Genomic DNA, 15,376 nt, shown 5'->3' with positions numbered 1-15,376 from the left:
ATGTAAATAGTGAAATGAAATTTATTTACAATTATTTTGAAAAAATAAATAAAAAGTTATTCATATCGCGTAATATCTTTTTTTGTGTGATGGGTGCCATGCTTTTGTGTTCTTTTATTACACTTTTTTGTTTTTGTGAATATATAAAGAAACAAAGTGATATCAAATCAAAGTAACTGAAAAAAGGAGCGTCAAGCTTGCCATATCTAATGAGCATTAATAAATAATGTTTGTTAATTTATAGTGTCAGGTATGAGAAACAGTGATTACCTTTTTATCTCTTCGAAGTAACATGGGATAGAGGTTAGTGATTGTATTTATTCTTTGTCAAAGTAGTAGCTGACGGTTTCGCATGGATTTAAATACTCTTTTATTTGTTCTGGCAGTTGCGCCATGGAGATAACTTTCTCGATTTTTAACTCTTTCTCACTTAATGCGATGATCGGAGCTTCATTTTTCGGAATAGAAGGGTCATAAATTAGGATATTAGGCTGTAAAATATTATTTTCAGTTACGCTGATAACCAAGCCTATTTGTTGGTTGGAAAGCTGCACAAAACAGCCGGGAGGATATACTCCAAGTTTTTTTATTAGAATACCCAGTACTTCTTTATTTAGTTGCTTGCTCTTGTTCTTATAGAGGTAAGAGAGTGCATGGTAGGGGGTGCGGCGAGGTGACTTATCCGTTGGATTACACATGTTGTCATATTCGTTAGCAACGGTCACAATTTGTGACAGTAGCGTAATTTCGTTATCGCGTAATTTCTCTGGGTAACCACTACCGTCTAAGTATTCATGATGTTGGCCAATTATTTCACGTATAGGTTCAGATAGTTCCGCAATTGTTTTACTTTTTTCGACACCATAAAGTACATGCATTTTATAAAAATTATTTTCAGCCGTTGTGATTTTCGGTTTGTTATTAAGAATTTGATCGGGGACTTTGCTTTTACCTATATCATGAAATAACCCACCTAAACCAAGATAAATGAGTTCTTGCTCAGAAAGGTCAAGTGCATTCCCTAATATCATGGCTAATATTGATACATGGAATGCATGGCTATGTTGCTGACCACCTTTATTTCCATTTTTTCCATTTTCCATTAAATGTAGAACGTTATTGTTACCATCAATTAATTTACTACAAATCTTGCTAATCAACTCATGAGCTTCACCGATGGCTTGTGTACTTTGATTGTTGAGTTTTAAATTAATAGCCCGAACGGCGACCAATGACTGATCAAACTCATTTTGGCATTTACGTAAGTCACGTAGATATTTCTTATTTGCCTCTACACGTTGGTGCTTTAATTTCCATAAAGCCTCCAGAAAAGGGTCCTCTTTATCTTTTTCTTGGGGAAGCACGTTTTGGGCTGCGGGAAGCGCATCACTTTTTTCTGGAACATAGAAAACATATTTGCTACTTAGTGATTGCAATATTTTAATTTGTTGCTGATCTTTAATTTTAAAGCTATTAAAAAGAAAAGGGTGCTCCCCCCACTGACTAGGAAGCTGAATATATAAGCCAATAGCAAGTCTATCAGTTGATAATTTTATTTTACCCATTAATCTACCAATTAAAATAATTAAATTATGTTGTGCCAAAATCACCTAGAATAGCTAGATATCTTGCCTGCGTCAAAATCTATATTTAGCTTTATGAAATAACGTTCATAATACGAGTGATTATACTCATTAGGTTAAGTATTTAGTCGAAATTTTATGTGGTAAAAACTTAATGAGAGGCATTAGTTGATGTAACTTATTGTTCATTTTGTAGAAAGTTATAACGAATAATAAATTGATTTTAAACAGTAAAGTAGGCCAGTCATGACAATCCTTAATATTGATTATGCTATTAATATATTTTAGGCTAATCAATATTAAGGATGGAGTATCAAAATAGTATTAATTTATTGTGCGTCCTATTCTGCTTCGTTCTGACGCCATAATTCACTATTTTCTTGTTCTAGAACGGCAATATTTTTATTGTCTATGATTGGACCTGTATGTTGTTGAAATTCATTTTCATCTTCGCCATTGTCTTGGTTAGCAATAAAATTAAGTAGGCAACTGCTATAATTTGCTTCCGCTTTGGCTAAGTGTTTTCCGTCATTACTGCGAATTAGAATGGTATCCCCTACAGAAAAATCACCATGTACTTTGATGATGTCATTGCTTGTTAGTTGTTCTGTCTGCTCCGTAAATGGTGAGTCGAGATTATTTTCTATCACTAATTCACCCTGCGCTCGCGCTGTATGAGTTAACCAATGTAAGTTTTCCTGCATCGGCATTTCATAGGGAGTAAACACGGTACCTGGATTATTGCCTTGTATTAATTGCTCAAATGAACTTTCTTTAAAGCCATTAACAATAAATGTTTTTATACCATGTGAAGTTGCTTTCTCTGCGGCTTCTATTTTAGTTTTCATTCCGCCAGTTCCGACACTGCTGTGCGCGCCACCAGCCATGCTATAAATATCTTGATCGATATTACAGACTTCTTTAATGAGCTTAGCATTTGTATTGGTATGAGGGTTTTTATCATATAAACCATCGACATCAGAACAGATTATTAGCGAATCAGCATCGGCTGCTGCAGCTACCATTGCCGATAGATTATCATTATCTCCGACTTTCAATTCATCGGTTGTCACAGTATCGTTTTCATTGATAATGGGTAAGATGTTATTATCAAGTAATGCGAAAACAGTCTCTCTAATACTGTCATATCTCTCTTTATCGCGGAGATCTCCGTGTGTTAGCAATATTTGCGCTGATGGAAAGTCAAAAAAACGATCCCATGCTGCCATCATTTCATTCTGACCTGCAGCGGCCATCGCTTTCTTTATTGCGAGTGAAGGGGTTTCTATATTGCCAAAAAAATGAGCGCCAGCGGCGACTGAACCGGAAGAAACAAGAATAACCTGTATGTCCATATCTCTGCATTGTAATATAAATTTAGCGATATGAAGTAAATAGCGAGAACTACATCCTTTTCTATCTGGTGCGATTAATGCGCTACCTACTTTCAATACAATCCGTTTCCATTGATAATTTTTCATATTTCCTCTGTTTAAGCGTACTACTTTACTCTTTTTTGCATGTGCAATTTTAATCGCAAGAGTAATAAACGATTAATTGCAGTATGTTACTGTTTTAAATTTATAGTATGTGAAACTTGCGTTTCTACGGCGGGCAGGTGCATTTAGATTGTATAATTAACCATTTTATGATGAGTAATCTAAGTTGACTTAAAGCGTGCGGACACAAAAAATGAGACCATTTATTGTGTTGCGGTGGGCAGTATATCATAATTTTAACTAGATATTTTGTTGATTATCTATTTTTCTATTTACTGGTCCTCGATAGAGGGGGACATATTGATAATATATCGTATGTTGTACTGATTTTTTCCAAGCAGTATTGCTAAAATTTATTTTTGTTTAAGTGACTTCTCTAAGTTTTTATACTTATACTTATACCATTCCGCATTATATTATGGCGTAGCTTATTGAGGAAAAATAAGAGAGAGTCGATACTTATGCGGATTAGCATTAACCCAACCGTATATAACGTTGATCTGGAGGTGTGTTTGAATAAGCATGGAGATATATGTTTCTCTTGGGAAGGGGAGTTGCTAACCTTAATCGTCAAAGGGCCTTTCAATGAGGAAGGGTTTGATTACTATATTTCTTTAATAAGAAAGTCTGTGTTAAATCGCTCAATTAATCACTGGAAACGCCTTGAAATATGGGATGATGAGGTAATGGCTTCCCCCAATGTAGTAGATAAATGCAGAGTAATACATGACTGGTATGAAAAAAATGGCTGTATATTATCTGCCGTCGTGGTTTCAAATAATATGCAAGCGTTACTTCTTAAAAAATCGGTAAAAACTAATGCTGAAATTTTTACGAAAATTGAAGATTCGAAAGAGTGGTTTAAGAGGCAGAGTGCTAAGGCTGTTAAATAATAGTAAATAACATTTGGCCAAAATTTTGGCCAAATGAGTAACATAAAAGGGATTAAATATGAGTTAATTTATGCCCAGCAGGCTACCTAATGTTGTCTGTTCATATTTTACTTTAACGTAATCACCTAATTTGATTTTCTCGGCTTCTTCCCCCTCTACAAGTATCCAAGCATATTTGTCACCGATAAGGTTAGCCGTCACCGTTCCTTCAACAATTGCAGATTCTTCTGTCATGACATCACCAGTAATGGGATTTTTATCTAAGCTTAATGTATAGAATGTAATCGTTGATTCCGGAATAAAGCCGAAATTTTTGCCCGCTGATATTTTAAATAGGTTGTTATCACCATTCGTTTTTCTAGCTAAAACATAGGCTTTGGGTGAAAAGAAATTTTGAAATTCGGTGCGTTCACTCTTGATTGCTTTTTTAGCGGCTTTGCCTATTAAGGCGATTGCTGTTTCGTTGCTTATCGGGCATTTACTATTAGTTGTTTCTGTCTGCATGCTTTTGGTATAAGTAACAGGAATTGTTTTTGCGAAAGCAAGTCCTGGTAATTTATAGAGCTTCAAATTAGCTGATACGGTTGCATCAAAATCACAATGGGCAGGAGTGACTCGAGTTTTACCTTTTTTAGTTTTTCGAGTTTTTCGTTCCGTGAAAGAAGAGGTTAAAAGAATATCTGATATTTTTCCGCTGATTGCATAATTCGCGATTTCTGGGCCATCATATTCTGATTTACCCTTTGATTCAGCTAAGGCAAGTTCACTTTTAAGCTTATTTGCAATTTTTCTATCAACAATCTCGACACCTACATCAGCTAAATATTTCTCCAATGTATTAACCATAGTAACATCAGCATGGCTTATTTTAGCAAGCTCTAAATCTGAGGTGTCTGGGGCAAATATAACGATTTTTTGCTTTTTACCAGAAAGACTCTCTTTCGTTGGCATGAGGTCTGCTTTTTGTAACGATACCTCTGTATAGGTTTCTGGATTGACTTTTGTCGGACCACACCCGCTAAGCCCTAGAGTAGCAATGATAATCGCTGATAATAACTTTTTATTCATTTATATTCCTTAATTTAAATTCAGTACTGAATTGTGGGGTTATATCCATATTTGTATGAATTTATTATGCGCTAACGCTTCTTTTTTATTATTTTTAACATTATTCTTCAAAACCTAATATTAGGTAGATATCTTCACGAGTTTTAGCGAGAGTTAAAAATTTATTAACTGCATTTTCGTAGGCTGCCTGGTTGCTTGTTATAGAGGCTCCATTGAGGCTGTAGTCTTTTTTACTATAAATATTTCCTTGGTTGGATTTTACCCTAAAATTAAAATCGATACGGCTGTTATAAGTGGAAAAATGTTTGCTATTTTTGACTTTTCCATTCAGTTCAATAATGGCGTCTGATTGATTAGATTCTGTCACTTGAAACCCATAGGTTTGCATTATATCTGTGAATAAATTACTGATGGGGCGAGTTTTTTGGTCTGATTTTATTGAGAACTTAGTCGATAGTAATAACTCATTTTCTTTTTGCGAGTATGAATAAAACTCTTTGCTGTAGGGAGTCATGTCAAACGAGTTGTCTGCAACGGCAATTAAATAGAGCAGGGTTCTGCCTTGGTAACTTCCTTTTGTAGCTTATTATAGACATACAGTTTCTCTATTTTACTTTTATTATTAACATCAGCTAACATGGTACTAATATCACTTCTAATAGCCGCTAACTTAGATTTGTTATTGTTAATAAATCCTTGTCGATTGATTGCCACTAACATGTAGTATTGTTGTTTTACTTGCTCTGCTTTTATTTGTTCAAAGTGAGTAAATTCAATTGCTTTTACGTGGGTGTTAATCTCTTGTGAAAAAAGTTCGTCAGTGCGCCCATTATGCAACGATTGTTTATGTAAAGTATCGCTGTTCACACTAACTGAAAATTTACTGGCAAGCGTTTTTAAAGCGTGTTGTTTTGCTTCATCTAAAGTAGTTCCTTGACCTATGCCATAGATATATTGAGCGGTGTCCTGTGTGGGTGTTAGTACCCATTCTGGAGTTTTCTGCTGGTCGCTATTAGTTGAAGCACATCCCTGTAGAAAAAAGATTAAAATTAAAGATAAATAATAATTTAACCTTGTAGCATTAAGTTGTTGCATTACATTTATCCTATTTAATTTATGTTGTACTCTTTACTTCGTATAATGAAATTCGCTTTGATACTTTTTTTAAGTAATGTTTGGTTTCGTCATAGGGTAATCGCTCCATTAAGGCTTGATAAACCTCACTAGGAGAGAGTTGGTTGATGATTTTTGCCGCACGATTAATATTACGAGTATTACCATCCCCTTTTTTGTTGAATACTTTAGCTACATTGCCCGCACCCGTGTTATAGGCTGCAATAGTGCAATATAGGCGACTTTCAGGATCCTTGATCGACTTGAGGTAGCGTTGATCTAATATGTTGAGGTATGCGCTACCCGTTTCTACATTCACTTCTGGCACATAGAGCTCAACAGGTTTCATTGGTTTATCAATTAAGCGAACCAGTTTGTTAACGTCATGCCCTGCCGTGCGAGGTACGATTTGCATCAATCCATAGGCTGGTACTGCAGATTTTGCTTTAGGATTGAATGCTGACTCTGAATGCATAATGGCCATGATCAATGCAACTGGAATATCAAAACGTTTGCTCTCTTTTTCGGCAAAGGGGCTATATTTTTTAGCTCGTTTACCTAGGCTATTGGTTGGTAATTGTACTGTGTATTTTAATATTTTTCGTTGTGGTTTTGGCTCTGTCTGGCGCAAAACTTGATATTGCTTTTCTACTTTTTTAATTCTTTCCGCTTGCTCTTTTTCGAGCGATATTTGCTGTGCAACTGTTGCTTCTTCAATAATTTGATAGGGTATTTCGACAGTCTTTATGGCGAGTTGATCGGACTTGAGATCCGCTTCAATTTTATACGCGGTCGTTTGTTTTTGGATATTTTGTTTTGCTATTTCTTCATCTTTTTTATTAAATTGTACAGGGGTAACAACTATTTTTTCACTGTTTATTTTTGCTGGAAGTTCATTAGACAATGCGTTTTGTTGTTCTTTTATTATATTTTTTTCAACTTCTTTAGCTAATAATTCGTTAGCTTCTGTTGTGCTAGTATCGATTGGGACCAATACTTCGACTACCACTTCATTATTTTCATAATCAACTAGGGTTCGGCTAGATAAATCGTCCGAATATTCTACATTACCCTGGTTATCAGCTGTAGATGCGCCCCAACGATTAATGATTTTTTCTTGTTTTTTATCGTAATCATTCAGATATGATTTTCTCCATTGATCATATTCAGTTAAGTAATCTTGTACAAAACTAATGTACTCCTTAATCATTTGATCTGTATCGGGATGTTCAAACGACTCAATCTCTTGATCAAATTCATCAAATAAGTCATTACAAAGTGATGGGTGAGTTATGATAGATGCAAGGCAAAGAATACTTATTTTTATAAATTTCATAGTTCCCTCTGAATGATTAAGGCACAATTAAATATTGTGCCTCATAATTTTACTTGCTTAATTTAGCTACGATTTTTTCTAGTGCTTCGCTGGTTTTTTTATCATTAAATTTGTTCCATAGCTCAGCATCTTTTGCTTCCGCTTTTTTAATGACTTTTTCAAAATTCATATCAAAAGTCGTTTTGTCCATACCGACTAATGTATATAAACCACCTGCTGGGCTAGTGCGTTTAGTAATTATGCGAGAGTTATTCAAGACTGTGCTAGATATACTTTTTGTTACTTTTTCAAAGTATTCATTTACATTTTCATTAATAGCTTCATTGGATGAATCAGTGTTTGAGGTGGTCGCTGTTTTTATGATGCTTTGTACATTCACTTCAAATTGTCGAGCTAAATTTACACGAGCATCATTGACTGAAATATCGCTCATGATACTGGTCCCTGCGACATTCTTTTTAGCAAAACCTGTTGCGCTTATTTCTAGACCTTGTGGGGTTATGCCACACACCCATTTAGGCGCTTCTTCTTTGGGAGCGTCAGGATAAAAACAGGCCATTGATTGCAAATCTTCAACATTTGAAGTGCTTTGACATGCGCTTAATAAGCCCACGAGTGATAATAACGCGATATTTTTTTTAAACATGTTTAATCCTTTAATTAAATGTTAAATGAAATTAATGCCTATTACTTGCCATTAATTGTTGTTATTTGCCCAAATGCGGCATTCATTTCATATTCACTGAGTAGTGCTTCAAAGCTACTATCAGAATCTAATTCTGTTATCGAGTAGAAGTTGGTGGTAATCGACGATGAAAGCGTGTCAGCGGATAAATCGAACTCCTCTCCTGTATTTAAGCGCTGATTAATTGCTCTGATTTGTTCGCTATGATTAAGTTCAGAAGGTTGATAATTGACTCTACCTAGCACCAGGTTATAGAACATAAGGTTTTTACTTAATTCGTATGTTTCTGCATAATATTCAATGTTATTGGCCTCAGTTCTTATTATTTCCTGAGAGGGTAAGTAGTTAGCAATAACATTATTATTTAAAAATAAGCCCAAATATGGAATAGGCGCTTCAAAGTCATTTTTTTTTGCTAGGACTGAAAAACCCACCAATCGGTCTGATTGTATAAACGTAGTAAGAAGGTATTTATCTGAATTATAATAATAATATTTCACTTCTTGGTGTTGCTTTGATGTTCTTATTACTTGAGGTTGGCCTAATAATTGATGCACATATTCGCGGGTAAAACCGATGCGAAGTTGACTGATACGATCATATTCAACTTGATTCGTGAATCTTGAAATAATCTCTTCATAGGCACTAATTGCGACATCTTTTGTATCATTCCATTGTCCCATCGAAATCATTAATGCCATGATAGTAATAGCAATATTCTTAATTTTAGACAGGGGAGTGGGGGGCTCAATTTCTATCTCGTTATGATGAGATGCTTCCCTAACTTCTTCATCTTGCATCAATGCAATATCTCCCTACGTCCAAAAGCACACCAATTATTGGCAAATAATAGAGTACATACTATGATACAAAAATTTCATATTCTATGAACAAGGCACAGTAATTCACAAAGAATTGATTTGAGTCATGTTTGATTTGTCTTGTTGTACAAATAAAAGACAATGCTTTTGTTTTTTCAAAATAAATATTTTTCTGCATAGCTAATTAGCTGCTATTAATATCAATCCGCAAAAGTATTGGATCTATTTTATTGGTTAAAATAAGGGATAGTTACGTGGCACTTAATCGCAATAGCCTGCTATTACTCAATCATGTATCTAACTAACCCTCATTTTTTCAATAAGCTATGACCACATACCATGTGAAATGGTATTAGTTATCTGTGTGATGCTTTTTCTTTGCTTTAAAATAAGTGACCGCTTTTACGATGATAAGAGCAAATAGCCCCCAAAAAATCGCATGATATATAAGATGTAAAGTACCATCACCTAGCGCATGGTCATCGTGAGCGAAAGCTTGTGAACTCAGTAGTAGTGCAAACATAAGTGTAAAATATTTCATGGTGTTTCCTTTTTTAGTCGTCATAGTGATAGGCTTACTTGAGCATGCCTTCCGTTTCAATAAATTCAATAATTTCAGCTAAACCCTGTTGCGTTTTCATGTTACTAAAGATAAATGGTTTATCCCCGCGCATTTTTTTCGCATCCCTATCCATGACCTCTAATGAAGCACCTACTAATTCGGCAACATCAATTTTATTAATAATTAATAGGTCTGATTTGGTGATCCCTGGGCCACCTTTACGCGGAATTTTATCGCCTGCAGAAACGTCAATAACATAAAGTGTTAAGTCTGATAGTTCTGGGCTAAAGGTGGCACTCAGGTTATCTCCACCACTTTCGACTAAGACGAAATCTAGGTTGGGATGACGTTCATGTAATTCATCAATGGCAGCTAAATTCATCGATGCATCTTCGCGAATGGCAGTATGAGGGCAACCACCCGTTTCTACGCCGATGATGCGATCTTCAGATAGTGCATCGTTACGTGTTAAAAACTGTGCATCTTCGTGGGTATAGATATCATTAGTCACGACCGCCATATCGTATTTGTCGCGTAGCGCTAAACATAATTGGCTGAGTAGGGCGGTTTTACCCGATCCTACTGGGCCGCCAACACCAATGCGTAATAACTGTTTTTTTCTCATTTTTGCTTTCTCATTAAATTATGTGTCTATAGATTGACGTTTTTAAGAACGAAATAATCTTGTGTATTGTGTTTCATGCCATGCGCTTGCCATCGCTAAGTGCGGTAAACTTCCCCCAATTTCGTGATCGTCAAGTTGATTTGCAATAGCGATAATGTTCTCTAGCCCCTCTGTTAGGGAAAAGAGTAAATTTTGCGATTGAGTTTGCCCCAGGGGAACTAACTTAGTTGCAGCAGCCACTTGATTGTCAATATAGGTCCAGCAAAAGCCACTTTGTGCTGTGATTAAATCTAGCTCAAAGAGATAGGCTGTGATTGCAAATGCACTAACAAAGCTGATTTCAGGTTCATTTAAAAGCGGTAAATAATCATCTATATCAACTTTATCTAGCTGTTTTAATAAGCGTACTAAGGCTTTCCCCATGGCAAGGTCAGCCATGCGTAATTCATTACTTTCCCGACAGGCAATTAAGTGTTGGTTATAAAATTTAAAGCGTTCAACGTCTTGCTCATGTAGTGCCTGATAGAGACGTTTTAATATCGCTAAGTCAGTTCGTGCAATGGATTGACTTAAATTTAATTCGATCCAACTTTGTGTACTTATCGGACAACGGATCCAATCCATTTCAATGGCATATTCGAGCCCCTGTGAGAATGAAAATCCACCTACGGGTAAATTTGCACTACAAAGCTGTAATAGGCGATTAAGTTTGAGTGGATCCGCGCGATTAATGTGCATGGCTATGCCCATGACCGAGCCCATGGCTATGTCCACTACGTGCTCCATAGGCGCCATTTTCGGGTTCAAAAACAGCGGGGGTGCGGTCAATCGTTAAGCCGTAGTTTTCAGCGAGCTCTTCTAATACATGGTCGGGCTTAAAACGTACCCATAACTCACCTATTTGTAGTGATGTATGACGGTTTCCGAGGTGATAACAGATTTTACTAAAGCTCATCCAATCATTAGCAATGGCAGTGGATACCGCTTCTTCTTTGCCTTTTACTTCAATCAGTAAACCGCATTCTGTTTTTAATATTTCACCGACTAAAAGAGGGTGGCCACGTTCGACAAAAATCCCCACCATTATGCCGTTATCGGTTTGCCCTTTGATGCGCGCCTTTTTACGCGTGTCATGGTCTAAAGTGATCGAATCATTGATGCTATCGTGGGTATGGTCGAGTCTTTCATAAACTTGTAACATTTTTATATCCATTTTTAAAATAAGCTATACAGCTGTGCAAGGGGTAATTCCGTGGCAGGTTCGCAGGTGAGTAGCTCACCATTGGCTCGCACTTCATAGGTTTGCGCATCGACTTCTATTTTAGGTTGCCAACTGTTATGAACCATATCGTCTTTACCAATATTACGGGTATTTTTACAGACGCCAACCATACGTGTCATACCTATTTTTTCGGGAACGCCTTTATCAATTGCCGCTTGAGATAAAAAGGTCATCGACGTTTTTGCTGCCGCTAATCCAAAGGAGCCAAACATTGGTCTGTAATAGACGGGCTGTGGTGTTGGAATCGATGCATTGGCATCGCCCATTGGGGCGGCTGCAATGAAGCCTGATTTTAAGATCAGAGCTGGTTTTATACCAAAAAAGGCGGGTTTCCATAGCACTAAATCAGCCAATTTTCCCACTTCGACGGAACCAACTTCATGACTAATGCCATGGCTGATTGCCGGGTTGATGGTGTATTTTGCAATATAACGTTTTAAACGGAAGTTATCATTGCGCTCAGTATCGGGGGCAAGGGGGCCGCGTTGTTGTTTCATCTTGTGAGCTGTTTGCCATGTACGAGTGATCATCTCGCCAACTCGTCCCATCGCTTGAGAATCAGAGGAGATCATACTGATCGCTCCCAAATCATGCATAATATCCTCAGCGGCGATGCTTTCCTTACGAATACGTGAGTCGGCAAAGGCGACATCTTCAGGAATAGAGGGATCAAGGTGATGGCATACCATCAACATATCTAAATGTTCATCAATGGTATTAATTGTGTACGGGCGCGTCGGGTTGGTCGATGATGGCAGTACATTGGGCTCACCACAGGCGCGAATAATATCGGGAGAATGGCCACCACCAGCCCCTTCGGTATGGTAAGTGTGGATGGTTCTTCCTTTAAATGCCGCCATGGTATCTTCGACAAATCCAGACTCATTTAAGGTGTCCGTATGAATGGCCACTTGGACATCATAGCGCTCTGCGACGGATAAACAGTTATCGATGGCTGCGGGTGTTGTTCCCCAATCTTCATGTAGTTTTAAGCCACATACACCTGCTTCAATTTGCTCTTCTAATGCCTGTGGTAAACTGGCATTGCCTTTACCGAGAAAGCCAAAATTCATGGCAAAATCATTGGTCGCCTGTAACATTTTATGAATGTTCCACGGCCCCGGTGTACAGGTTGTCGCCTTTGTGCCAGTAGCAGGGCCCGTACCGCCTCCAATCATGGTGGTAACACCCGACATTAAGGCTTCCTCAATTTGTTGTGGGCAGATAAAGTGAATATGGGCATCGATGCCACCAGCTGTAACAATCTGCCCTTCACCTGCAATGACCTCGGTTCCTGGGCCCACTTCAATATCAATGTTATCTTGGATATCTGGGTTACCCGCTTTACCAATAATCGTGATTCGGCCATCTTTAATGCCAATATCGGCCTTAACTATTCCCCAGTGGTCGAGGATTAGTGCATTGGTGATGACGAGGTCGACGGTATCAAAACAGGATGCTTGGCTTTGTCCCATGCCATCACGGATCACCTTACCGCCACCAAATTTAACTTCTTCGCCATACTCCGTGTAATCTTTTTCTACTTCTAGCCAAAGGTCGGTATCACCAAGGCGCACTCTGTCTCCGACCGTTGGTCCAAACATATGGGCATAGGAATGCTTATCAATTGTAGCCATCTTAGAGATCTCCTTGAACTGTTGCGCGAAAGCCAAACACGCGACGTTTACCACGATAGGCAATTAATGTAACTTGTCGTTGTTGCCCGGGTTCGAAACGCACCGCGGTGCCTGATGTGATATCAAGACGGAAGCCTTTACATTTTTCACGATCAAATTTTAAGGCTGGATTCACTTCATAAAAATGATAATGCGACCCGATTTGGATAGGTCTATCACCTGAGTTAGCAACGTTCACCTCTATTTTTTCACATCCGACATTGAGTTGGTGTTCGCCGGCGTCTGTTTTTATTTCACCTGGAATCATAATTTACTCCACTAAATAATCGGGTTGTGCACTGTGACTAACTTGGTGCCATCGGGAAAGGTTGCTTCAACTTGTACTTCGGGGATTAATTCTGCAACGCCTTCCATCACCTGTTCTCGAGTCAGTAGGGTACGGCCATAATCCATCATCTCAGCCACGCTTTTTCCATCACGCGCCCCTTCGATGATCTCCATCGAAATATAAGCCATCGCTTCTGGATAATTGAGTTTTAAACCGCGATTTAAACGGCGCTCAGCCAATAACGCTGCGGTAAAAATTAATAGCTTGTCTTTTTCTCTCGGTAATAAATCCATAATGGTCTCTTTTTATGTATGCCAAATACGCGGTTGAATAGCTATTTTATCTAACAGAAGCGGCCTCAATATCTGCCATAGAGAGATAAATAACCCTTTGCACTCCTGTGCATGCTGGCCTAAATAGCGGATCACTAATAAGCCATTAATATCGGTGATACTAATTTTTTGTTCAGATTGTGATTTAATCATTAGTTCACGTAGTTGTTCGACTAACTCTTTACGTTGCAAGGCGCTGCCTAATTGTTGACGAGCGTAAACTAAAAAAGTAGCAAATACGCTATGACCAGCTAAGCCTGCTGGATGGTGGAGAATATTATTATCACTTGATAGGGCGATACGGTCATGGTAAATCAGCTTACCATCGCAGAAAAGGCGATTTAATTGACAATATTTACCCTTTTTAAAATATTGCCCTGAATCGGGTAAACCAAGGCAGGTAATGTCCCAACCCAGATAAGTGCTCTCTGAGCTGAGTTCAATATCAACGCAGTTAAAGCCATCTGCGCCTTCATAGACAATGGTTTCCTGTGGAAAATTTTCACATTTACCTTGTTTCGCGATTTGCAGTGTGGTGATTTGACTCTGTTTAGTATCACCAATGGATAAATCTTCACGCGCGCGATAGAAACGCCCTGCACCAGGGGTGGTGAAAAGTAAATGGGCATTGGTATTAATCGCAACGGAGATACGTAGCTCATCGCCTGAGACTATCCCTGCAGGTGGATGTAACAGATAAATATGTGCACAATCTCGGCCTTCAGGATAAAAGGCTTTTTGGACCGATAATGGCCCTTGGCGTTGCGTCCGGGTTAGTTGTGTACCAACAGCGGTATCACTAAACTCTAACCTTAAACTAGCAAGCCATTGATTTTTTATCGGTTTTTCTACTGTACTTGTTAACATGATTAAATGAGACATCCATGGTTATCATTTTTCATTATGGGTTAATTTATTACACTGCTAAGTGTTTGCCAACTAATTCATCAGTTAATTCACTCATTTCACCCGAGGCAATGACCTGACCTTTTTCCATGAGGTGGAAATTTTCACCCACAGCGCGTGCAAAGGGGAGTTTTTGCTCCACCAAAATAATGGTCATCCCCATCTCTTTATTTAATTTCAACAACACATCTCGAATGAGTTGAACGATGTTGGGTTGAATGCCCTCATTGGGCTCATCTAATATTAAAATATCTGGGTTGAGCACTAAGGCTCTGGCAATAGCCAACTGCTGTTGCTGCCCGCCGGATAAATCCCCCCCTCGACGATTAAGCATCTCTTTTAGCACGGGAAAAAGTCGATAGATGTGAGTAGGGATGATACGGCTCTCTTGGCGTGAACAGTTCAAACTTATTTTTAAATTCTCTTCTACCGTCAGTTGTGGGAATATGTGTCGCCCCTGTGGTACGTAGCCAACCCCAATCTCTGGACGTTTCTCGACGCTACTTTTACTCATGTCGATATCGTTAATGGTGATGCTGCCTGAGCTAATGGGTAATAGTCCCATGATGGTTTTGAGTAGGGTGGTTTTACCTACCCCATTACGTCCCATGATACAGGTGCGTGAGCCTTTCTCTATTTTTAGGTCAAGATCCCACAAAATTTGTGTGCCGCCATATTTTTGATTCACTGATTTTAATTCAATCAT

The 15,376-nt window shown here is 38.1% G+C and carries 18 protein-coding genes; 1 reads left to right on the top strand and 17 read right to left on the bottom strand.

From position 1 onward, the window contains the following. Positions 1-317 precede the first annotated feature (317 nt). Both AB2N10_RS08560 and proB read right to left on the bottom strand, forming a co-directional pair. Complete coding sequence (locus AB2N10_RS08560; protein ID WP_354624099.1) at positions 318-1,565, bottom strand: HD domain-containing phosphohydrolase; 1,248 nt, start codon at positions 1,563-1,565, stop codon at positions 318-320. A gap of 359 nt (positions 1,566-1,924) precedes the next feature. Further along, positions 1,925-3,064: a glutamate 5-kinase gene (gene proB, locus AB2N10_RS08555; RefSeq protein WP_354624100.1), complete on the bottom strand. Its 1,140-nt coding sequence runs from the start codon at positions 3,062-3,064 to the stop codon at positions 1,925-1,927. A gap of 530 nt (positions 3,065-3,594) precedes the next feature. Here proB and AB2N10_RS08550 point away from each other — a divergent pair. Beyond that, a complete protein-coding gene (locus AB2N10_RS08550) occupies positions 3,595-3,975 on the top strand; it encodes a hypothetical protein (RefSeq protein ID WP_354624101.1) in 381 nt (126 codons plus the stop codon). A gap of 63 nt (positions 3,976-4,038) precedes the next feature. On the opposite strand, the gene AB2N10_RS08545 is transcribed toward AB2N10_RS08550, so the two are convergent. From AB2N10_RS08545 to urtE, 15 genes are all read right to left on the bottom strand, one after another. Next, positions 4,039-5,043: a hypothetical protein gene (locus AB2N10_RS08545; RefSeq protein WP_354624102.1), complete on the bottom strand. Its 1,005-nt coding sequence runs from the start codon at positions 5,041-5,043 to the stop codon at positions 4,039-4,041. A gap of 100 nt (positions 5,044-5,143) precedes the next feature. Further along, the gene (locus AB2N10_RS08540) at positions 5,144-5,410 is read right to left on the bottom strand and encodes a hypothetical protein (RefSeq protein WP_369433701.1); all 267 of its coding nucleotides are present in this window, start codon (positions 5,408-5,410) and stop codon (positions 5,144-5,146) included. Positions 5,411-5,583: 173 nt separating this feature from the next. Next, on the bottom strand, positions 5,584-6,138 hold the full coding sequence (locus AB2N10_RS08535) for an LPP20 family lipoprotein (RefSeq protein ID WP_369433700.1): 555 nt from the start codon (positions 6,136-6,138) through the stop codon (positions 5,584-5,586). Between the two features lie 19 nt (positions 6,139-6,157). Further along, a complete protein-coding gene (locus AB2N10_RS08530; RefSeq protein WP_369433699.1) occupies positions 6,158-7,492 on the bottom strand; it encodes a transglycosylase SLT domain-containing protein in 1,335 nt (444 codons plus the stop codon). 49 nt (positions 7,493-7,541) lie between these two features. Next, positions 7,542-8,138 (bottom strand): LPP20 family lipoprotein, encoded by a 597-nt coding sequence (locus AB2N10_RS08525; protein WP_354624107.1) that lies wholly within the window; start codon positions 8,136-8,138, stop codon positions 7,542-7,544. Between the two features lie 41 nt (positions 8,139-8,179). Next, entirely contained in the window at positions 8,180-8,977 is a 798-nt protein-coding gene (locus AB2N10_RS08520; RefSeq protein ID WP_354624109.1) for an ETEC_3214 domain-containing protein, read from the bottom strand. 373 nt (positions 8,978-9,350) lie between these two features. After that, positions 9,351-9,539: a hypothetical protein gene (locus AB2N10_RS08515; protein WP_354624111.1), complete on the bottom strand. Its 189-nt coding sequence runs from the start codon at positions 9,537-9,539 to the stop codon at positions 9,351-9,353. 34 nt (positions 9,540-9,573) lie between these two features. Continuing rightward, entirely contained in the window at positions 9,574-10,185 is a 612-nt protein-coding gene (gene ureG / locus AB2N10_RS08510; protein ID WP_354624112.1) for an urease accessory protein UreG, read from the bottom strand. A gap of 42 nt (positions 10,186-10,227) precedes the next feature. Further along, positions 10,228-10,959 carry an urease accessory UreF family protein gene (locus AB2N10_RS08505; RefSeq protein ID WP_354624113.1) on the bottom strand — a complete coding sequence of 244 codons (732 nt, stop codon included), beginning with the start codon at positions 10,957-10,959 and terminating at the stop codon, positions 10,228-10,230. Beyond that, positions 10,913-11,386 carry an urease accessory protein UreE gene (locus tag AB2N10_RS08500; RefSeq protein WP_354624114.1) on the bottom strand — a complete coding sequence of 158 codons (474 nt, stop codon included), beginning with the start codon at positions 11,384-11,386 and terminating at the stop codon, positions 10,913-10,915. The genes AB2N10_RS08505 and AB2N10_RS08500 overlap by 47 nt, the downstream gene beginning before the upstream one ends. A 14-nt stretch (positions 11,387-11,400) precedes the next feature. After that, positions 11,401-13,104, bottom strand: a complete 1,704-nt coding sequence (gene ureC, locus AB2N10_RS08495) for an urease subunit alpha (RefSeq protein WP_369433698.1) — start codon at positions 13,102-13,104, stop codon at positions 11,401-11,403. A 1-nt stretch (position 13,105) separates the two neighbouring features. Then, positions 13,106-13,411: an urease subunit beta gene (locus tag AB2N10_RS08490; RefSeq protein ID WP_369433697.1), complete on the bottom strand. Its 306-nt coding sequence runs from the start codon at positions 13,409-13,411 to the stop codon at positions 13,106-13,108. Positions 13,412-13,422: 11 nt separating this feature from the next. Then, entirely contained in the window at positions 13,423-13,725 is a 303-nt protein-coding gene (locus AB2N10_RS08485) for an urease subunit gamma (RefSeq protein WP_354624116.1), read from the bottom strand. A 12-nt stretch (positions 13,726-13,737) separates the two neighbouring features. Further along, entirely contained in the window at positions 13,738-14,646 is a 909-nt protein-coding gene (locus tag AB2N10_RS08480) for an urease accessory protein UreD (RefSeq protein WP_354624117.1), read from the bottom strand. A 34-nt stretch (positions 14,647-14,680) separates the two neighbouring features. After that, the gene (urtE, locus tag AB2N10_RS08475; RefSeq protein ID WP_354624119.1) at positions 14,681-15,376 is read right to left on the bottom strand and encodes an urea ABC transporter ATP-binding subunit UrtE; all 696 of its coding nucleotides are present in this window, start codon (positions 15,374-15,376) and stop codon (positions 14,681-14,683) included.

Origin of the sequence: Psychromonas sp. MME1, from assembly GCF_041080865.1 — a bacterium.
In the GTDB taxonomy this organism is placed as follows: domain Bacteria; phylum Pseudomonadota; class Gammaproteobacteria; order Enterobacterales; family Psychromonadaceae; genus Psychromonas.
Note: the sequence above shows the minus strand (reverse complement) of the source record. Positions and strands in the feature narration are given on the sequence as shown.